Below are 19,475 nucleotides of genomic sequence, written 5' to 3'. Positions count from 1 at the left end.
AAAAGCGCCGCCCCGAAGGGCGGCGCTGCAACCATCAGTTGCCGATGTGCTGCTTCAGCCAGGCATTGACGGTGTCATGCCACAGGATGCTGTTGTTCGGCTTCAACACCCAGTGGTTCTCGTCCGGGAAGTACAGGAACTTCGATTCGATGCCCTGGCGCTGTGCAGCGGTGAACGCAGCCAGGCCCTGCTCGACCGGAATGCGGAAGTCCTGCTGGCCGTGGATGACCAGGATCGGCTTCTTCCAGTCCGCCACGTGGTTGACCGGGTTGAACTTTTCGTAGTTCGCAGCCTTCTGGTACGGGGTACCGCCCTGCTCCCACTCGGTGAACCACAGCTCTTCGGTGGCATAGCCCATCATGCGCTGGTCGAACACGCCGTCATGGTTGACCAGGCACTTGAACGGGCTGTTCCAGTTGCCGGCGATCCAGTTGACCATGAAGCCACCGTAGCTCGCGCCCAGCGCACAGGCCTTGTCACCGTTGAGGAAGGAATACTTCTTCAGCGCCGCGTCCCAGCCCTTCTGCAGGTCTTCCAGCGGGCGGTCGCCCCAGTGCTGGCTGATCGCATCGGTGAAGGCCTGGCCATAGCCGGTGGAACCGTGGAAATCGATCATCACCACCGCGTAGCCCTGGCCCGCGTAGGTCTGCGGGTTCCAGCGGTAGCTCCAGCCGTTGCCGAAGCTGCCCTGCGGACCGCCGTGGATCAGGAACGCGACCGGGTACGACTTGCCTTCCTGGTAGTTGTGCGGCTTGACCACGTAGCCGTGCACGGTGTCGTTGTTCCAGCCCTTGAACTCGAACTGTTCGTAGTCACCGAAGGTCACGTCCTTCAGTACGTCGCCAGCAGCCGGGGTCAGCGCGCGCAGTTCGCCGATGGCTTCGCCCGCGGCCGGCAGCAGGCCGACCAGTACCTGGTCGTTGCTCTTCAGGCTGTTGCGGGTGATGGCCACGCTGTTGCCGGCCACGTCGACAGCAGTAACGCTGCCATCGCCAATCAGCTTGGTGGCCTTGCCGCTGGCCACGTCGATCTGGAACAGCGGGTGTTCGCCGAGGTCATCGGCAGTGGTGTAGATGCTGGCACCGTCGGCGGACAGGGCGATGCCGCCAGCCGAACGATCCCACTGCGGGGCGATCTCGCGCGTCTTGCCGCTGGCAACGTCCATCGCCATCAGGCCAAAGCGATCGGCTTCGAAGCCCGGGCGCTTCATCGCACGGTAGAACAGGGTTTTGCCGTCGGCGCTGAACACCGGGCCGGCATCCCAGGCCGGGTTGGACGCGGTCAGGTTGACCGGTGCCTGCTTGCCCGCGGCGTCGAAGCGGTACAGGTCGAAGTTGGTCGACCACGGCTCCTGCTTGCCGGCCACACGGATGCTGGCCACCACGCTGGCACCATCCGGCGACCACGCGAAATCATCGTTGCCACCGAACGGCTTGGACGGCGCGTCGCCATCGATGGTCGCGCTCAGTGCAGAAGCGCCCTTGACCGCGCCGGCCTTGGCCGACGGCAGCGGCGCCACGAACAGGGTATTGCGGCGGCCGTCGTTCCAGGTATCCCAGTGGCGCACGAACAGCGAATCGAAGACCTTGCCGCTGGCCTTGGCGCCGGCCACGTCCTTCAGCTTCTTCTCGGTGCACGCCAGATCCGAGGCGCAGGCCTGGAACACGCCGGCGCTGAACAACACGCGGTCGTCCTGCGGCGACACGTGGTAGCTGTCCACGTCCACCGGGAAGTCGGTCAGCTGGCGCGGAGCACCGCCGCTGATCGGCTGCGCGTACAGCTGCTGGCTGCCGTTCTTGGCGCTGAGGAAGTACACGGTCTGGCCATCGGCCGACAGTGAAGCGGAATTGACACTCCAGCCAGCCGGGGTGATCTGCTTCGGCGGCGCCGCATCGCGGGTGCGCAGGTTGCGTGCGAACAGCGCGGTGGAGGCCTTCAGGTTGGCGTCGACGCTGCGCTTGGCGAACACCACGGTGCCGCCGTCAGCGGTCAGTACCGGCGCGGAGACGCGGTCCATGGCCACCATGTCGCGGACTTCCAGGCCACGGGCAGCGGCAACGCTGGGCAGGGCGGCCAGCAGGCTCAGTGGCAGCAGGGCATGACGCAGTTTCATCGGGGTCTCCGCAGGACGGCAAAAAACCGATGTTAGGCCCGTGCGGCCGGGGCTGCCAAGGCCATCGGTCATGCCTGCGGGCGGGCAATCGCCAGAAAAAGCAAACCGCGCCGTAGCGCGGTTTGTGGGGACACGGGGGTCGGATCCGATTCCGGCGGAATCGGCTCTGACCCCAGACGCTGTCAGCGTGGGGTCAGAGCCCTTCCCTCCGGGAAGGGATCCGACCCCCTGCATTACGCCTTGGCGTACTTGCCAGTGCGGTAGATCAGCCAGCCGACCAGGAACAGCACGGCCAGGCCGATCCACTGTGCGCCCGGCAGGTGGAACGGCACGGCCAGCACGTCTGCGCGGCTGCTGACCACGATCGGAATCGCGATGGCGATGCCCATCAGCGCCTCGCCGGTGATCAGGCCGGCAGCGAACAGCACGCCCGGCTTGTGCACGCGGTCGCGGCCTTCTTCGTCATCGGCGCGCACCTTGTGGAAGCGCTCCACCAGGTGGGCAATCAGGCCACCGAGGAAGATCGGCACCATCAGTTCCAGCGGCAGGTAGATACCGATGGCGGCGGCCAGCACCGGCACGCGGAAGCGTGCGTTGCGCGACTTCAGCCAGCTGTCGAAGGCGATGATGGCGGCGCCGACCACGGCACCGATGCCGATGAAGGTCCACGGCAGTTCGCCACCGAACAGGCCCTTGGCCACCGAGGCCATCAGGTTGGCCTGCGGTGCAGCCAGCGCGTTCGGGTGCAGCTCGGACTTCAGGCCGATGCCGTAGGCGGTAGCCAGCAGGTTCAGCACCGGGGCCATGATCAGTGCGCACGAGAACGCACCGATGCCCAGCATCAACTGCTGCTTCCACGGGGTGGCGCCGACGATGTAGCCGGCCTTGAGGTCCTGCAGGTTGTCACCGCCGACCGCCGCAGCGCAGCACACCACCGCGCCGATCATGATCGCAGCCACCGCACCCAGCGGCGCACCGCCGGCACCGACCGGCTTGAGGCCATCGGCGCCCAGCAGCACCACCAGCACGGCCGAGGCGAACAGGATGGTGGAGATGGTGATGCCCGAGACCGGGTTGTTGGACGAACCGATCAGGCCGGCCAGGTAGGCCGAGACCGACACGAACAGGAAGCCGGCGACGATCATGATGAGGGTCATCGGGATCGACACGTGCCACTGGCCGACGATGGCCTGGTACAGGGCCAGCAGCGGCAGCACGAAGACCACCAGGGCCACCAGCATCCACTTCATCGGCAGGTCGCGCTCGGTGTGCGCCAGCACCGGGCCGCCGCTCTTGCGGGCGGCGGCAAAGCCGCTCTTGACGCCGTTGAGCAGCGACTTGCGCAGCGAGATCAGGGTCCAGATACCACCGATCAGCATCGCGCCGACACCCAGGTAGCGCATCTTCGCACCCCAGATGGCAAACGCGGCTTCGGTGGACGAAGCGGTGGCGACCGACGCGGCCAGTGCCGGATCGGTGTTCATGAAGAACGCCTGGTAGATCGGAATGGCGATGTGCCAGGTCAGGATCGAGCCGGACACCACCACGATGCCGACGTTGAGGCCGACGATGTAGCCCACGCCCAGCAGTGCCGGCGACAGGTTGGTGCCGATGAAGGCGGTGACCTTGGAGCTGCCGACGTAGGCCGAAGTGGCCCAGGCATCGGGAATCAGGCGCATGCCGCTTTCCGCGGCCAGCTTGACGAAGGCGCCGATCACCGCCGACAGGCCGAGGATCTTCAGGCCCGGGCCCGGATTCTCACCGGCCTTGAGCACTTCGGCCGCGGCCTTGCCTTCCGGGAACGGAAGCGGGTCTTCGACGATCATCGAACGGCGCAGCGGCACCGAGAACAGCACACCCAGCAGGCCGCCAAGGCCGGCGATGCCCAGCACCCACCAGTACTTGAAGTCCGGCCAGTAGCCCATGATCACCAGCGCCGGGATGGTGAAGATCACACCGGCGGCGATCGACGAGCCGGCCGAAGCGCCGGTCTGCACGATGTTGTTTTCAAGGATGGAGCCACCGCCCAGCAGGCGCAGCACGCCCATGGATATCACCGCGGCGGGAATGGCGGTGGCGATGGTCAGGCCTGCGAACAGACCGAGGTAGGCGTTTGCGGCCGACAGCACCACCGCCAGCACGATGGCCAGGGCCACTGCGCGGAAGGTGAGCTGCTTGGGCGCAGCGTCGTGGTTCATGGAAGCCCCTGCTGGCAAAAAATCCCTGCCACGCTAGCGTTCAGGACAGATCAAGTCCAGCGTGCCAAAGGATGGGGGCGTGTGCTGCAGCGCAATGGGCCAGTACGTGGACCGGCAATCGACCGACCCGGCAAAGTCCGGTTGGGCACGCAGCAAATGATATGTTATATCTTAATGCTACCTTGTTGTTACTGCATCGCATGCCCCCTTCCCCCTCCCCTCGCCTGGCCTCCATCGACCAGCTGCGCGGCACCGTGATGCTGTTGATGCTGCTGGACCACGTGCGCGAGACCTTCTTCCTGCAGCACCAGGTGAGCGACCCGATGGACGCGGCGACGGTCTCCCCTGCGCTGTTCGCCTGCCGTCTGCTGGCCCACCTGTGCGCGCCCGTGTTCGTACTGTTGACCGGTCTTTCGGCCTGGCTGTACGGCCAGCGCCAGGCGGATCCGCGTCGGGCCACGTCCGCCTTCCTGCTCAAGCGCGGCCTGTTCCTGGTCGTGCTGGAACTGACCCTGGTGAACTTCGCCTGGACCTTCCAGCTGCCACCGGACACGCTGTACCTGCAGGTGATCTGGGCCATCGGCCTGAGCATGATCGCGCTGGGCGGCCTGTTGTGGCTGCCCCGTCCCGTCCTGCTGGTGGCCGCGGTCGCGGTGGTGGCCGGGCACAACCTGTTCGACAGCGTACGGCTGCAGGGCAATGGCCTGCTGCCGGTGCTGTGGAAAGTGCTGCATCAGCGCGACTGGATCGAGGCCGGTGCGCTGCGCCTGCGCACGTCCTATCCGCTGCTGCCCTGGATTGGGGTGATTGCGCTGGGCTACCTGATGGGGCCGTGGTTCGGTCGCGAGCGCGCGCCAGAGCAGCGCCAGCGATGGCTGCTGTGGGCAGGCATCGGCGCACTGGCCCTGTTCGCACTGCTGCGATTCGCCAACCAGTACGGGGATGCACCGTGGCAGTACCAAAGCAGCACGCTGCGCACATGGATGAGCGTGTTCAACATCACCAAGTACCCGCCGTCGCTGCAGTTCCTGCTGTTGACCCTGGGCGTGGGGCTGTTGCTGCTGCGCCTGTACGAATGGCCGCCACTGGCGCGCGCACTGCGCCCGCTGGCCGATATCGGCGCCGCGCCGATGTTCTTCTACCTGCTGCACCTGTATGTGCTGAAGGGGCTGTACCTGGCCGCGCTGGCGATCTGGGGACCGACGCACGGTGACCTGTACGCCCTGGATTCGGTGGCCGGCCTGCTGCTGGTGGCCTGTGCGCTGGCGGTGGCGCTGTACCCGCCGACGCGGGCGTTCGCGCGGTTCAAGGCGCGAAGGCGTGACCTGGCGTGGTTGCGGTACCTGTGATCGCCCAGACCAGTCCGGCAATCCACGCATGGCGTGGATCCACTGAAAGCGGATCGGGCCACAGGCCTATAATTCCGCGATGAATTCCACTGCTATCGCTTCCGACGACTTCCTGGGCCATCCCAAGGGCGTCTACGTCTGCTTCTTCACTGAAATGTGGGAGCGCTTCTCCTTCTACGGCATGAAGGCGCTGCTGCTGCTGTACCTGACCAAATACCACCTGTTCGGCGACAAGGCCGGCCTGGACCTGCTCGGTGCCTACGGCGGCCTGGTGTACTGCATCCCGGTATTCGGCGGCATGCTGGCCGACCGCTGGCTGGGCATGCGCCGGGCGGTGCTGTTCGGCGGTATCCTGCTGGTGCTCGGCCACCTTGGCATGGCCTTCGAAGGCCACGCCGCGTACCGGGTGAACGGCGAAGTGGTGCGCGACACCTCGGCACTGGCGGTGACCTACCTGTCGCTGGCACTGATCATCATGGGCGTCGGCTTCCTCAAGCCGAACATCTCCACCATCGTCGGCAAGCTGTACGCCAAGGATGACCCGCGCCGCGATTCGGGCTTCTCGCTGTTCTACGCCGGTATCAACCTCGGTGCGCTGTTCTCTTCGCTGGTGTGCGGCTTCCTCGGCGAGGCCTACGGCTGGAAGTACGGTTTCGGTGCAGCCGGTATCGGCATGCTGGCCGGCCTGGCGATGTTCCTGTGGGGCCAGAAGTACCTGCAGGGCCATGCCGAACCGCCGCAACCGGCGGCACTGAAGCAGAAGGTGCTGGGCCTGCCGCGCGAATGGCTCATCTATCTGTGCGCGGTGCTCGGTGTGCTGCCGGTGGCGTGGCTGATGTGGGCCGCCGGCAATGGCGCATTCGCGCTGGGCGGTGAAATCAGCCTGGCGCTGATGCTGATGCTGGTGGTGCTGGGCGGCGTGCTGGTCTGGTTCGCCTGGTTCACCGGCAGCAAGTGCACACCGGTGCAGCGCCAGCAGATGATCGCGCTGATGGTGCTGATCTTCATGGCGCTGGTGTTCTTCACGATGTACGAGCAGTCCTACGGCTCGTGGGTGACCTTCACCGACCGCCTGCTGACCAAGGACATCGTGCCCTCGCTGGTGATCACCGGCGGTACGCCACTGCCGTGGTCGATCATCTCGCTGCTGCTGGCACCGCTGGGCTTCGTGGTCAGCGCACGCCTGTCCGAACGGCGCCCGGGTTCGGCTGCGCCGCGCACGTTCTTCGCCGCCATCGTCGTGCTGATGCTGGTGCTGCTGGTGCGCGACTGCCTGGTGATCCCGCAGACCGCAGGCTCGCTGACCTACCTGGGCGGCCTGTTCCTGGTGCTGCTGGCACCGGCCTTCGCCGCACTGTGGACGTGGATGGACCGCCGCGGCTGGGAACCGGGCAAGCCGGTCAAATCGGCCTGGGGTCTGGTGATCGGCGCGCTGTCGTTCGTGCCGCTGGCACTGGCCGCACAGCAGGTCGGCGCTACCGGCGAGATGGCCAGTGTGTGGTGGCTGGTGCTGGCCTACTTCCTGCTGGCCAGTGGCGAGATGTGCTTGTCGCCGGTCGGCCTGTCGGCGGTCACCCAGTTGGCCGTGCCGCGGGTGATGAGCCTGATGATGGGCACCTGGTTCCTGGCCACCGCCTTCTCGGAAACGCTGGCCGCGCTGTTCGGCAAGCTGGCCGCGATCGAGGTGCCAGAAGGCGAATCGCTGGACATGGTGGCCGCCGCCGGCGCCTATGCGCACCTGTTCTGGCTGCTGATGTGGATCGGCCTGGGCTGTGCGCTGGCCGCCTTCATTGCCGCGCCGCTGCTGAAGAAGATGATGCACGGGGTCAAGTAAGCCCGCTGCAGGCAAAATCCGGGGCGGCGGATCGATCATCCGCCGCCCCCGGCTTGTTCAGGGCGCGCTGCTCTTTTCCGCAGGGGCGGCCTGCGCGGCCACCTGTCCCCCCAGGCTGCGCGAGAGGAAGGCCAGCAACCTGCTGTAGTACGTGCGTTGATTGGCAGGAGAATAGAAACCATGCCCTTCGTTCTTGACGAACAGGGTTTCCACCGGCGAGCCGGCCTTCTTCAACGCAGCTTCCATGCGTTCACTGTGCACGATCGGCGCACGCTGGTCCTGGCCCCCCGCGGCCAGGAATACCGGCACCCGCACCTGCGCGGCCAGATTCACCGGGGAACGCTCTGCCAGATCCTTGGGCGACCCCAGCCAGTTGCGCAGATAGGCCAGGCCTGACTCATCACTCTGGATGTCTCCACGGGCGTACATCAACGGCAGGTCGTAGATGCCGACGTAGCCTGCCGCGCACTGGTAGAGGCCCGGTTCGCGCACCGCCCCCATCATTGCCGCATAGGCACCGTAACTGGCCCCGTAGATGCAGATGCGGTTCTTGTCGGCCACGCCCTGTTCGATCGCCCAGCGCGTGGCATCGGTGACGTCATCCTGCATCGACAGTCCCCATTGCTTGCGCGCGGCCTGCATGTGGGCCCGGCCATAACCGGAAGAGCCGCGGAAATTCACCTGCAATACCGCGTAACCTGCCGCCGCCAGCATCTGCGCCTCGGCGTCATAGGCGCCGTCGTCGGCAACACCGATCGGACCTCCGTGCGGCACCACCACCATCGGCAGCGCACGGGCCTCGCGGCCGTGCGGGACGGTAAGGAAGCCATGCAGCGGACGCCCATCGCGCGCCTTCAGGCTGATCGGACGCACCTCCGCCGCCAGCGCGGGGTCGATCCAGTCGCTGCGGCTTATCAGGTGCCGTGCACTCTTGCCAACCGTGTCATAGAGATAGAAATCGCCCGGATTGCTGCCTGACCAGGTTTCCACCAGCACCGTCCTGCCATCGCGCGTGCTGGAGGTGATGTAGGCCGCTCCGCCCAGGCCCGCTTCGAGGCTGCGGTAAAGGCGGGCTTCGTTCGAGGCGTCATCGAAGAATGCCGTTCGCGGCGCACTGCCAAGGAACAGTGCCCCGACCGGCACGCGGCTGCCGGGGCGCCGGATGATGCGCGCCGGGTCGGCGCTCTCATCGCGCAGCACGGTGCGTCGTTCATTGCTCTGGGGGTCCCAGCTGACAATGGCATCGGGTCCGTCTGCCTGCTCGACCTGCAGGTACGCCAGGCGACCGTCGGCCGAGAAGCCGAGGGGCAGCTCGATGCGCTTGCTCAGGGATTCATCGTTGAGCAGGATCCAGTCGCTGTTGCTGCCTGTGCGGTAGTAGAGCTTCTGCGTGCCATCGGTAACGACAGCGCGCGCGAAACGCACCTCACCCTGCTCATCGATCGTGAAGTCCGCATCGGGGATGGGAGCCCGTGCCACCGCGTTGCGGCGACCGGTGATCACATCCATGCGCTCGACCTGGGCATGCGAACTGCCGACCAGCGGGATCACCGTCACCAGTGCGTTGCGATCGTCATCCTTGAGTTCGTCGCTGAGGTACGCGGCCACCAGGCCTGCCGGTTTGACCTTGATGTTGGTGCCCAGGCTCTGGTCGGCAACCCGGTAACCCACCAGCAGCTCGCCGCCCTTGCCGTTGGCATTGATACCGAACAGTTCGCCGGTCGGCGTCGGCCGGTCCAGCACGCCGAACTTCTGTGCCATGCCCACCAGCAGCCGCTCGTTGCTGACCCAGTCGAAGGTGTGGGCGTGATCGTTGCGGGGCGGGCGGAAGCTGCCGACCATCTTCATGTCGGCAATGCGATAGATCGCCAAGGCGGTTCCCGCCTCCAGCGGAACCGTCGCGGCGATGTACTCGCCCCCCGGCGAAATCTTGATGTCGGTAAACGACTCCTGCCGCAGATAGCGATCCAGGTCCAGCGCTGCGGCCGATGCCCCACCCACAACCGCTCCCAACAGTACAGCCAGCACAATCCTGCGCATCCTTCCCCCATGGAAAACCGGACACCCTGTCCGGATGCACGATTCTAGGCACGTGACCGATTGCCGCGCCACATCGGCAGAAAAAACGACGGCACCGTTGCCGGTGCCGTCGTTACCACTACCTTGGAGAGAGAGTCAGGACGTGGGTTCGGGGGGCGTGCGCCGGGTCAGTGGACCCCGCGCACCGCCAACGTGAGGGCCAGGATGCTGAGGATCACGGCAATGGTGCCGTCGAGCACGCGCCAGGTACTGGGCTTGGTGAACAGCGGCGCCAGCAGGCGTGCACCCAGGCCCTGCGCGGTCAACCACAGGCAGCTGGCGGTGACCACGCCAGCGGCGAAGGCCATGCGGGCGTTGCCGAAGTTCTCGGCGATCGAACCGATCACCATCATGTCCAGCCAGAAGTGCGGGTTGATCAGCGAGAAGCCGACCGCGGCCATCAGCACCGCGCGGCGGCTGCCGTCGTCACTGTCGGCCTCGCCCATGCCACCGCCACCGGCGATCGCACGGCGTGCCGACTTCATTGCGTACCAGGCCAGGAACGCGACACCCGTCCACAGCACGGCGGTGGTCAGCCACGGCAGTGCCGAGGTGAGCGTGCGCAGGCCGGCCACGCTGGCGAAGATGAAGATCGCATCGATGGCCGCACAGGTGGCAACCACCGGCACGATGTGCTTGCGCAGGATGCCCTGGCGCAGAATGAAGGCGCTCTGGGCCCCGACCACGGCGAACAGGCCGATGCCGGTAGCTGCACCAGAGAACCAGGCACCGAGGCCGGTGCTGGCGGAGATGACCGAGAACATGGGATTCACTGCCTTTACTTGCTTGGGGGGACGGTGCCTCGCGAAGGCGGACAGCACCGGAACGGGCGCCATTGTCGCGCCGCAACATGAAAAAGACGAGCTAAACTTCCTAAACCAACATTAGCGGAACTTAATTCGATGCGTATCGACCATGCCCAGCTGCGCGCCCTGGCCGCGGTGATCCGCGAAGGCAGCTTCGACCGCGCCGCACAGTCGTTGAATGTCACGCCCTCGGCCATCTCGCAGCGGGTCAAGGCGCTGGAGGACCGGGTCGGCCGCCTGCTGGTCAAGCGCGGCACTCCGGCCACCGCCACCGCCGAGGGCCAGGTGCTGGTGCAGCTGGCCGAGCAGACCGCCCTGCTCGAACACGATGCCCTGCACCGTATGGGCCTGGCCGACGAGGACCTGCCCCAGGCAAGCATCCCGGTGGCGGTGAACCACGATAGCCTGGAGACCTGGTTCCCGCAGGCCGCCTCGCAGTTTGCGCAGAGCACCGGCACCACACTGGACCTGCGCGTGGAAGACCAGGACCACACCGTCGAACTGCTGCGCCAGGGCACGGTGCTGGGCGCGGTGACCACCCTGGATGAGCCGGTGCAGGGCTGCCAGATCCACGCGCTGGGCAGCATCCGCTACGCGGCGACCTGTACCCCCGAGTTCCGCGAGCGCCATTTCGCCAAGGGCGTAACCGCGCAGGCGCTGGCGCAGGCCCCGGTGCTGGTATTCAACCGCAAGGACGACATGCAGTCGCGCTTCGCCCGGCGCATGGCGGGCGACGACCTGCCCAGCACCGCGCCGACCTGGTGGATTCCGTCCACCCGCGCCTTCGTGCAGGCCAACCTGGGCGGCATGGGCTGGACCATGAACCCCCTGCCCTTGGTCAAGCGGCATCTGGACGCCGGGCGACTGGTCTACGTGCGCCAGCGCGCGTGGGAAGACGTGCCGCTGTACTGGCAGCATTGGAAGGGCGACGTGCAGACCATGGCCCTGCTGACCCGCGCGGTGCTGGACGCCTCCTCCGCGCTGATCCGGCGCAAGCGCTGAAAAGGGGACGGAGGGGATTAAGTCGTTCAAGAACCAAACGACATATCGGGCAAAGACGACTTAATCCCCTCCGTCCCCTTTTTGCTCCATCCAATCTCCACGCAACCTCCACACCGGGTCCATGCGTGATGCGGATACTGATCGGCCGATCACTGCAAGGATGCCCTGCATGCCTGTATTCGTCCGCGATGCGCGCCCCGAAGATGCCGCCGCCTGCATCGACCTGCGCGGGCGCACCCGCGAGAACGCCTTCAGTGCCGCCCAACTGGCGGAACTGGGCATCACCGAGGACAGCTGGGCGGCCGGCATCGCCCAAGGCGATTCGATCGGCCGCGTCGCCTGGGAGGGCGAGCGCATGGCCGGTTACTGCTTCGCCGACCGCGACAGCGGCGAGGTGCTGGTGCTGGCCCTGCTGCCGGACTACGAAGGCCGCGGCATCGGCCGCCAACTGCTGCAGGACGTGGTGAGCCTGACCCGCGATGCCGGCCACCGGCGGCTGTTCCTGGCCTGCTCGGCCGACCCGCGATCGCGCTCGCACGGCTTCTACCGCCGCCTGGGCTGGCGCCCGACCGGCGAGATCGACGACGCCGGAGACGAGATTCTGGAGCTGGTCTGATTGAAGGCGTCGCCAGGCATGACCTGGCGCTATGGGTGACGGGGCCGCGAAAGGCCGGATGCTGCGTTGCATCAAAAAAGGACCGGAACCGGTTAGAATCGCGCCAGGATGTTGCAAGGCGTTGTTTCTTCACGCCCTTTCCCTGCTTCATGCGCATCCTGACCTCCTCCCCTCCGCCAACGATCCCGCCCCCATGAAGAAATTTGGCAAGGCCCTGCTCGCCCTGCTCGTGCTGCTGTTGCTGGCCGCCGCGCTGTTCCTGTACTGGCCGCTGACCCAGCGCTCGGTGCCCGCCGCCAGCAACGACAAGCCCGTCGACGTTGTGCTGGTCGGCGCCGGCATCATGAGCATCACCCTGGCCACCTACCTGCAGGAACTGCAGCCGGACTGGAACATCCAGGTCTACGAACGCCTCGACGGCGTCGCCGGTGAAAGCTCCGATGGCTGGAACAACGCCGGCACCGGCCACTCGGCGTTCGCCGAACTGAACTACACCCCGGAACTGCCCGACGGCAGCATCGAGACCAAGCGCGCGGTCGGCATCGCCGAATCGTTCGAGGTCTCGCGCCAGTTCTGGTCGCACCAGGTCAAGCAAGGCCGGCTGAGCCAGCCCAGCGACTTCATCAACCCGACCCCGCACATGAGCTTCGTCTGGGGCGATGACAACATCGCCTACCTGCACAAGCGCCAGCAGGCCCTGGTGAAGAATCCGCTGTTCTACGGCATGCAGTACTCGGAAGATCCGGCGCAGATCAAGCAGTGGGCCCCGCTGCTGATGGAAGGCCGTGACCCGAAGCAGAAGGTTGCCGCGACCTGGATGCCGCTCGGCACCGACGTCAACTTCGGCGTGATCACCCGCCAGCTGACCACCGGCCTGCAGCGCAGCCCGAACTTCAGCCTGCATCTGAACCATGAAGTGAGCGCGCTGCGGCAGAACGCCGACAAGAGCTGGAACGTGACGGTGAAGGACCTCAAGGCCGGCACCGAATCCACCACCCACGCCCGCTTCGTGTTCATCGGTGCCGGTGGCGCCGCGCTCAAGCTGCTGCAGATGTCCGGCATTCCGGAATCGAAGGACTACGCCGGCTTCCCGGTCGGTGGCCAGTTCCTCGCCTTCCAGGGCCAGGACGTGACCTCGCGCCATGGCGTGAAGGCCTACGGCATGGCCGAGACCGGTTCGCCGCCGATGTCGGTGCCGCACCTGGATGCGCGCAAGCTGGACGGCAAGCCGGTGGTGCTGTTCGGGCCGTTCGCGCTGTACAGCACCAAGTTCCTCAAGCACGGCTCGTGGTGGGACCTGTATTCCTCGGTCACCCACAACAACGTCGGCCCGATGCTGGAAGTGGGCAAGGACAACCTGGACCTGGTGCAGTACCTGATGGGCCAGGCACGCCTGAACGATGCCGACCGCCAGGCCGAGCTGGTCAAGTACTTCCCCAATGCCAAGCCGGGTGACTGGAAGCTGGTCACCGCCGGCCAGCGCGTGCAGATCATCAAGCGTGATCCGCTGAAGGGCCCGGTGCTGCAGTTCGGTACCGAGATCGTGACCGACAAGGACCACACCATCGCGGCCCTGCTCGGCGCCTCGCCGGGTGCGTCGACCTCGCCGCCGATCATGCTGGACCTGATGGCCAAGGCCTTCCCGGACCAGATGAAGGCCGGCTGGGAAACCCGCCTGCGCGAAATCGTGCCGTCGTACGGGCGCAAGCTCAACGACAGTGCCGCGCTGGTCAACGAGATCCGCACGCTGACCAGCCAGACCCTGCACCTTCCCTACCTGGAAGTGCCGGTGGATGCCAACGCGGCAGCACCTGCACCGGCCGCAATTCCGGCTCCGGCTCCGGTCAAGGAAAAGCGCAACGCCAACGAGGAACTGCAGGCGCTGTAAGCCCGCCGTTTCCTTTCGACGCACACGGACGGCCACCTTTGGGTGGCCGTTCGTTTTTGGGGCGGCTCCCTGCTGTAGAGCCGAGCCCATGCTCGGCTCCAGCAAAAAAGCAGCCGAGCATGGGCTCGGCTCTACAGAAGGCGATGCCTGGTGCCGGAAAGCCGATGCACGATGACGCGAATTGTAATGTTGTTAAGAATTATTTACATTTGCGTCCTACGCAGTGACCGCCCCCTCCCAGATGGACCTGATGTGCCCGAAGCCGCCGCCCCGGGTACTGGACGACTGCTGCCGCCCTTCCCCGCTTCCAAGCCTCGAGCCCACCATGTCCCTGACCCTGCGTAACCGCCTGCCCCGCCGCGCGCTGCTGCCGGCTGCCCTGCTTTCGTCGCTGTCCCTGCTGGCCGCGCCCAGCGCGTTCGCCGCCGCCGATGGCGCCGCCGATGCCAAGACCCTGGACCGGGTCAGCGTCCGTGCCGAGCAGTCCGCTCCGCCATCCAGCACCACCCGCCTGCCGATCACGCTGCAGGAAACCCCGCAGTCGGCCACGGCGATCAGCCTCAAGCGCCTGCAGGACGAATCGCTGTTCAGCATCAACGACGTGATGCGCAACGTCACCGGCGTCAGCGTGTCCTTCTATGACACCCAGCGCCCGCTGTACTACGCGCGTGGCTTTGCCATCACCGACTTCCAGGTCGATGGCATTCCCACCTACAGCGGTTCGACCAACCAGGAATACGACACCGCCTTCTACGACCGCATCGAAGTGATCCGCGGCGCCAACGGCCTGCTCAGTGGCGCCGGCGTGCCGTCGGCCACGGTCAACCTGCTGCGCAAGCGCCCGGGCAAGGAGTTCGATGCCTCGTTCGCGGTCAGCGCCGGCAGCTGGGACTATCGGCGCATGGAGGCGGACGTGACCGCGCCGCTGACCGATGACGGCCGTTTCCGCAGCCGCGTGGTCGCCGCCTATACCGATCGTGGCCTGTATTACGACCGTTACGACGAGAACAAGATGGCCGGCATGGCGGTGCTGGAAGGCGACGTCACCGACAGCACCACGATCACCCTCGGTTACCAGAGCCAGGACAACAATCCCACCGGTTCAACCTGGGGCACCGTGCCGTTCTTCGACAACCAGGGCAACTTCGCCCACCTGCCGCGTTCGACCAACCTGTCGCCGAAGTGGAGCTACTGGAAGCGCGAGAGCAACACCGCGTTCGCCAACCTGGAACAGCGCTTCGGTGACAACTGGCTGCTGAAGATCAACACCGCCTACACCCGTGGCAACGTGCAGAACGTGCGCCTGTACGGCACCGGCAACCCGGACCCGGTGACCGGCTCGGGCATCTTCCTGCGCGCGGCCGCCGGTGATTCCAAGGACACCCGTCGCAATGTCGATGCCTACCTGTCCGGCAGCTTCGACCTGTTCGGCCGCGAGCACGACCTCACCGTTGGCGCACAGTGGTCGGACCTGGAAGGCACCACCAACACGCTTGCACTGAACTTCCCGAACGACTGGGCACGCTGCGGCGGCGAGCGCTGCTACTACATTCCCAACGTGTACAACTGGAACGGCGACATCTCCGAGGTGACCTACCGCCGCACCGGCGCGCGCCGCGTGGCCAAGACCACGCAGAGTGGCGTCTATCTGGCCACCCGTCTGCGCCTGGCCGATCCGCTGTCGCTGATTGCAGGCGCGCGCCTGAGCCGCTGGGAAACCCTCAGCCGCTCGTACAACGCCGCAGGCGCCTACACCGGCACCAGCGGTGCGTACAAGGTGAGCGATGAAGTTACTCCCTACGTGGGCCTGGTCTACGACATCACCCCGAACGTGTCAGCCTATGCCAGCTACACCGAGATCTTCAACCCGCAGAACTTCAAGGACCGCAACGAGAACCTGCTGGCACCGGTGCAGGGTTCGAACCTGGAAGCAGGCATCAAGACCCAGTGGCTGGATGGCCGCCTGACCGCCAATGCCGCCGTGTTCGAGGCCAAGCAGGACAACTACGCGGTGCGCGACATGGGCGTGCCGGAAGGTTCGCTCAGCGATGGCACCTCCGCCTACGTCGGCGTCAACGGCACCAAGGCGCGCGGCTGGGAGATGGACGTCAACGGCGAGATCCTGCCGGGCTGGACGGTCAATGCCGGCTACACCCACGTCAAGGTCACCCGAGCGGCTACCGACCTGCTGTACGCCAATCCGCCGAAGGATCTGTTGCAGCTCAACACCCAGCTGCAGCTGCGCGGCGCGCTGGAACGCCTGAGCGTTGGCGGCGGCCTGCAGTGGCAGAGCAAGGTGCAGGGCTACAACATCGCCTACCCGCTGGGCGGCACGGTCACGGTGAACCAGCCGGCCTACATGCTGGTGCAGTTCAATGCCAACTACCGCATCAGCGACAGCTGGACCGCAACGCTGAGCGTGCGCAACGCACTGGACAAGACCTACTGGGCGAATCTGGACTACAACAACTACGGCGAACCGCGCTTCGTGTCGGCCAGCCTGCGCTGGAAGTTCTGAGCCACCCGCGAACCGGTGGGTGCCTGGTGGGTGCCGACCGTTGGTCGGCACGCCCTCCGCCACGACCCACCGTCGTGGCCTACCTGAATGGGCCCGCCTTCGTGCGGGCCCTTCTTTTTGCTGCACTGCAGGTTGCACCCCTTTTCATAATTATGTCGTAATTACACCGACACCAATCGGAAGCCGGTCGATGAACCCGAGCTGGGATACGTTGGAACGCAGCCGCCAGGCCCGCCTGGAACGTGCCGCGCCGTGGGCCCGGGGACGCGAGGTCGCCGCCACCGATGTGGGCGAGCTGCTGCACGCACTGCTGGAGCCAGGCGACAAGGTCTGCCTGGAGGGCAACAACCAGAAGCAGGCTGACTTCCTCGCCCAGGCCCTGGCCGACCTCGACCCGGCACGGGTGCATGACCTGCACATGGTGCAGTCAGTGCTGTCCCTGCCCTCGCACCTGGATGTATTCGAGCGTGGTATCGCTTCGAAACTGGACTTCTCGTTCTCCGGCCCGCAGTCGGTGCGGCTGGCCAACCTGGTGGCTGAAGGGCGCATCCAGATCGGTGCCATCCACACCTACCTGGAACTGTTCGGCCGCTACTTCATCGACCTGACCCCGCGCGTGGCCCTGGTCGCCGCGCAGGCCGCAGACCGCCACGGCAACCTCTACACCGGACCGAACACCGAAGACACGCCGGTGATCGTCGAAGCCACCGCCTTCGGTGGCGGCATCGTCATTGCCCAGGTCAACGAAATCGTCGACACCCTCCCCCGCGTCGACATTCCCGCTGACTGGGTCAACTTCGTGGTGCAGGCACCGAAGCCGAACCATATCGAACCACTGTTCACCCGCGACCCGGCGCAGATCTCCGAGATCCAGGTGTTGATGGCGATGATGGCCATCAGGGGCATCTATGCCGAGTACGGCGTCAACCGCCTCAACCATGGCATCGGCTTCGATACGGCGGCCATCGAACTGCTGCTCCCCACCTACGCCGAATCGCTCGGCCTGAAGGAAAAGATCTGCCAGCACTGGGCACTGAACCCGCATCCGGCGCTGATTCCGGCCATTGAATCGGGCTTCGTGAAGTCGGTGCACTCATTCGGTTCGGAACTGGGCATGGAGAAATACATCGCGGCGCGAGGCGATGTGTTCTTCACCGGCGCCGATGGCTCGATGCGTTCCAACCGCGCGTTCTCGCAGACCGCCGGCCTGTATGCCTGCGACATGTTCATCGGTTCCACACTGCAGATAGACCTGCAGGGCAACAGCTCCACCGCCACCCGCGATCGCATCGCCGGCTTCGGCGGTGCACCGAACATGGGCTCGGATGCACGTGGTCGCCGCCATGCCAGCGACGCCTGGATCAAGGCCGGCCAGCAGGCCGCGCGCCCGGGCGAGATGCCGCGCGGGCGCAAGCTGGTGGTGCAGATGGTGGAGACCTTCCGCGAGCACATGGCGCCGGCCTTCGTTGAACGTCTTGATGCCTGGGAACTGGCCGAGCGCGCGGACATGCCGCTGCCGCCGGTGATGATCTATGGTGACGACGTCAGCCACGTGCTGACCGAGGAAGGCATCGCCAACCTGCTGCTGTGCCGCACGCCGGAAGAACGCGAGCAGGCGATCCGCGGCGTGGCCGGCTACACCGCCGTCGGCCTCGGCCGCGACCGCGCGATGGTGGAAAACCTGCGCGACCGCGGCGTGATCCGCCGTCCCGATGACCTGGGCATCTCTGTGCGCGATGCCAGCCGTGACCTGCTGGCGGCGCGTTCGGTGAAGGACCTGGTGCGTTGGTCCGACGGACTGTACGACCCGCCCAAGCGCTTCCGCAACTGGTAAAGGGCTGAGCATGGAAACCCTCGACTATCGATTCGAAGGACACACTGCGGTGCAGTTTCCGCGCGATGCGGTGCTGGTCGGCGTACTGGCCTCGGGCAACCTGGAAATCCTGCTGGAGCCGGCGGCGCAGGACGGCGCGATGACGGTACGCATCATCACCGCCGCACAGGGCTTCGGGAACGTGTGGCAAGCGGTGATCAGCGACTTCGCAGAGCGTCATCCGCTGCGCGATGTACGCATCTCGATCAACGATGCGGGTGCAACTCCGGCGGTGGTCAGCCTGCGACTGGACCAGGCCGTGGAAACCCTGCTGGCCGGAGGCACGCCATGAGCCACGTGCAACGCCACAGCTATTACGAAGCCTATGCACGCGAACGCATCGCCGGCCTGGTCGATGCCGGTTCGTTCCGCGAATTCCTCGGCCCCGCACGGCGCGTGATGAGCCCGCACCTGGCCCAGCTCGACCAGCCGGCTGCCTTCGACGATGGCATCGTCGTCGGCGAAGCCACGCTGCAGGGAAGACGCGTGCTGCTGGCCGCACAGCAGGGTGAATTCATGGGCGGCGGCGTGGGCGAGGTGCATGGCGCCAAGTTGACCGGGCTGCTGCGCCGTGCGGCGGCGACCCGCCCTGACGGTGTGCTGCTCCTGCTCGACACCGGCGGCGTGCGCCTGCACGAAGCCAATGCAGGGCTCATCGCCATTTCCGAGATCATGCGCGCCACCCTGGACGCGCGTGCAGCGGGCGTGCCGGTGATCGCGCTGATCGGCAGCGGTAACGGCGCCTTCGGCGGCATGGGCATCGTGGCCCGCTGCTGCAGCACGGTCATCATGTCCGAAGAAGGACGCCTGTCGCTGTCCGGGCCGGAAGTGATCGAGACCGTGCGTGGCGTGGAAGAGTTCGATTCCCGCGACCGCGCACTGGTCTGGCGCGTGACCGGTGGCAAGCACCGCTACCTGATCGACCAGGCACAGGTGCTGGTACCCGATGCCATCGAGGCCTTCGCGCATGCGGCATTCGATGCGCTGCAGCCCGATACCCGCAGCATCGATCCAGTGACTGCACTGGCCGCGCTGCAGGAACGCCATGTGGCATTGAAGGCGCGCGTGCAGGCCTGGAGCGATTGCCGCGATGGCCTGGAGATCTGGGCGCGGCTGGGCATTCCCCACCCCGAACGCCTGCCACTGCTCGACACCGATGAGTTCCTTATCGCCACCGCCGACCGGAGCCTGCCATGAGC

The 19,475-nt window shown here is 66.1% G+C and carries 13 protein-coding genes; 9 read left to right on the top strand and 4 right to left on the bottom strand.

Translation table 11 applies throughout. The annotated features are described in order from the left end of the window. Positions 1 to 34 precede the first annotated feature (34 nt). Both GOC52_RS05520 and GOC52_RS05515 read right to left on the bottom strand, forming a co-directional pair. On the bottom strand, positions 35 to 2,113 hold the full coding sequence (locus GOC52_RS05520) for an alpha/beta hydrolase family protein (RefSeq protein ID WP_010483385.1): 2,079 nt from the start codon (positions 2,111 to 2,113) through the stop codon (positions 35 to 37). 233 nt (positions 2,114 to 2,346) lie between these two features. Then, entirely contained in the window at positions 2,347 to 4,311 is a 1,965-nt protein-coding gene (locus GOC52_RS05515; RefSeq protein ID WP_053442668.1) for an OPT family oligopeptide transporter, read from the bottom strand. 200 nt (positions 4,312 to 4,511) lie between these two features. Between GOC52_RS05515 and GOC52_RS05510 the strand changes: the two genes are divergently transcribed. Beyond that, entirely contained in the window at positions 4,512 to 5,660 is a 1,149-nt protein-coding gene (locus tag GOC52_RS05510) for a DUF1624 domain-containing protein (RefSeq protein ID WP_191850868.1), read from the top strand. A gap of 79 nt (positions 5,661 to 5,739) precedes the next feature. After that, positions 5,740 to 7,494: a peptide MFS transporter gene (locus tag GOC52_RS05505; protein WP_019336990.1), complete on the top strand. Its 1,755-nt coding sequence runs from the start codon at positions 5,740 to 5,742 to the stop codon at positions 7,492 to 7,494. A gap of 57 nt (positions 7,495 to 7,551) precedes the next feature. On the opposite strand, the gene GOC52_RS05500 is transcribed toward GOC52_RS05505, so the two are convergent. Together GOC52_RS05500 and GOC52_RS05495 are read right to left on the bottom strand one after the other, a co-directional pair. Further along, entirely contained in the window at positions 7,552 to 9,534 is a 1,983-nt protein-coding gene (locus GOC52_RS05500; RefSeq protein WP_191850865.1) for an alpha/beta hydrolase family protein, read from the bottom strand. A 167-nt stretch (positions 9,535 to 9,701) separates the two neighbouring features. Further along, positions 9,702 to 10,337, bottom strand: coding sequence for a LysE/ArgO family amino acid transporter (locus GOC52_RS05495; RefSeq protein WP_005408523.1), 636 nt, complete (start codon positions 10,335 to 10,337; stop codon positions 9,702 to 9,704). 138 nt (positions 10,338 to 10,475) lie between these two features. On the opposite strand from GOC52_RS05495, the gene GOC52_RS05490 reads away from it, so the two are divergent. The 7 genes from GOC52_RS05490 (at position 10,476) to GOC52_RS05460 (ending at position 19,473) form a co-directional block, all read left to right on the top strand. Beyond that, a complete protein-coding gene (locus tag GOC52_RS05490) occupies positions 10,476 to 11,381 on the top strand; it encodes a LysR family transcriptional regulator ArgP (RefSeq protein ID WP_008267669.1) in 906 nt (301 codons plus the stop codon). A gap of 169 nt (positions 11,382 to 11,550) precedes the next feature. After that, positions 11,551 to 11,997, top strand: a complete 447-nt coding sequence (locus GOC52_RS05485; protein WP_019336987.1) for a GNAT family N-acetyltransferase — start codon at positions 11,551 to 11,553, stop codon at positions 11,995 to 11,997. A gap of 193 nt (positions 11,998 to 12,190) precedes the next feature. Then, on the top strand, positions 12,191 to 13,885 hold the full coding sequence (gene mqo, locus GOC52_RS05480) for a malate dehydrogenase (quinone) (RefSeq protein ID WP_010483404.1): 1,695 nt from the start codon (positions 12,191 to 12,193) through the stop codon (positions 13,883 to 13,885). Positions 13,886 to 14,210: 325 nt separating this feature from the next. Next, positions 14,211 to 16,403 carry a TonB-dependent siderophore receptor gene (locus GOC52_RS05475; RefSeq protein WP_191850863.1) on the top strand — a complete coding sequence of 731 codons (2,193 nt, stop codon included), beginning with the start codon at positions 14,211 to 14,213 and terminating at the stop codon, positions 16,401 to 16,403. A gap of 190 nt (positions 16,404 to 16,593) precedes the next feature. Next, positions 16,594 to 18,237, top strand: coding sequence for a malonate decarboxylase subunit alpha (gene mdcA, locus GOC52_RS05470; RefSeq protein WP_191850861.1), 1,644 nt, complete (start codon positions 16,594 to 16,596; stop codon positions 18,235 to 18,237). Between the two features lie 10 nt (positions 18,238 to 18,247). After that, entirely contained in the window at positions 18,248 to 18,568 is a 321-nt protein-coding gene (gene mdcC, locus GOC52_RS05465) for a malonate decarboxylase acyl carrier protein (protein ID WP_010483411.1), read from the top strand. Continuing rightward, the gene (locus GOC52_RS05460) at positions 18,565 to 19,473 is read left to right on the top strand and encodes a biotin-independent malonate decarboxylase subunit beta (RefSeq protein ID WP_191850859.1); all 909 of its coding nucleotides are present in this window, start codon (positions 18,565 to 18,567) and stop codon (positions 19,471 to 19,473) included. Before mdcC ends, GOC52_RS05460 begins: the two co-directional genes overlap by 4 nt. Positions 19,474 to 19,475: the final 2 nt, after the last annotated feature.

Origin of the sequence: Stenotrophomonas sp. SXG-1 (assembly GCF_014083965.1) — a bacterium.
GTDB classification, from domain to species: domain Bacteria; phylum Pseudomonadota; class Gammaproteobacteria; order Xanthomonadales; family Xanthomonadaceae; genus Stenotrophomonas; species Stenotrophomonas geniculata.
Note: the sequence above shows the minus strand (reverse complement) of the source record. Positions and strands in the feature narration are given on the sequence as shown.

Excerpts from the sequence above, each read along its gene's own strand:
- GOC52_RS05475 (WP_191850863.1), top strand. The coding sequence starts at position 14,211 with ATGTCCCTGACCCTGCGTAACCGCCTGCCCCGCCGCGCGCTGCTGCCG.
- GOC52_RS05500 (WP_191850865.1), bottom strand. The coding sequence starts at position 9,534 with ATGCGCAGGATTGTGCTGGCTGTACTGTTGGGAGCGGTTGTGGGTGGG.
- mqo (WP_010483404.1), top strand. The coding sequence starts at position 12,191 with ATGAAGAAATTTGGCAAGGCCCTGCTCGCCCTGCTCGTGCTGCTGTTG.
- GOC52_RS05520 (WP_010483385.1), bottom strand. The coding sequence starts at position 2,113 with ATGAAACTGCGTCATGCCCTGCTGCCACTGAGCCTGCTGGCCGCCCTG.
- mdcC (WP_010483411.1), top strand. The coding sequence starts at position 18,248 with ATGGAAACCCTCGACTATCGATTCGAAGGACACACTGCGGTGCAGTTT.
- mdcA (WP_191850861.1), top strand. The coding sequence starts at position 16,594 with ATGAACCCGAGCTGGGATACGTTGGAACGCAGCCGCCAGGCCCGCCTG.
- GOC52_RS05495 (WP_005408523.1), bottom strand. The coding sequence starts at position 10,337 with ATGTTCTCGGTCATCTCCGCCAGCACCGGCCTCGGTGCCTGGTTCTCT.
- GOC52_RS05460 (WP_191850859.1), top strand. The coding sequence starts at position 18,565 with ATGAGCCACGTGCAACGCCACAGCTATTACGAAGCCTATGCACGCGAA.
- GOC52_RS05505 (WP_019336990.1), top strand. The coding sequence starts at position 5,740 with ATGAATTCCACTGCTATCGCTTCCGACGACTTCCTGGGCCATCCCAAG.
- GOC52_RS05510 (WP_191850868.1), top strand. The coding sequence starts at position 4,512 with ATGCCCCCTTCCCCCTCCCCTCGCCTGGCCTCCATCGACCAGCTGCGC.
- GOC52_RS05515 (WP_053442668.1), bottom strand. The coding sequence starts at position 4,311 with ATGAACCACGACGCTGCGCCCAAGCAGCTCACCTTCCGCGCAGTGGCC.
- GOC52_RS05490 (WP_008267669.1), top strand. The coding sequence starts at position 10,476 with ATGCGTATCGACCATGCCCAGCTGCGCGCCCTGGCCGCGGTGATCCGC.
- GOC52_RS05485 (WP_019336987.1), top strand. The coding sequence starts at position 11,551 with ATGCCTGTATTCGTCCGCGATGCGCGCCCCGAAGATGCCGCCGCCTGC.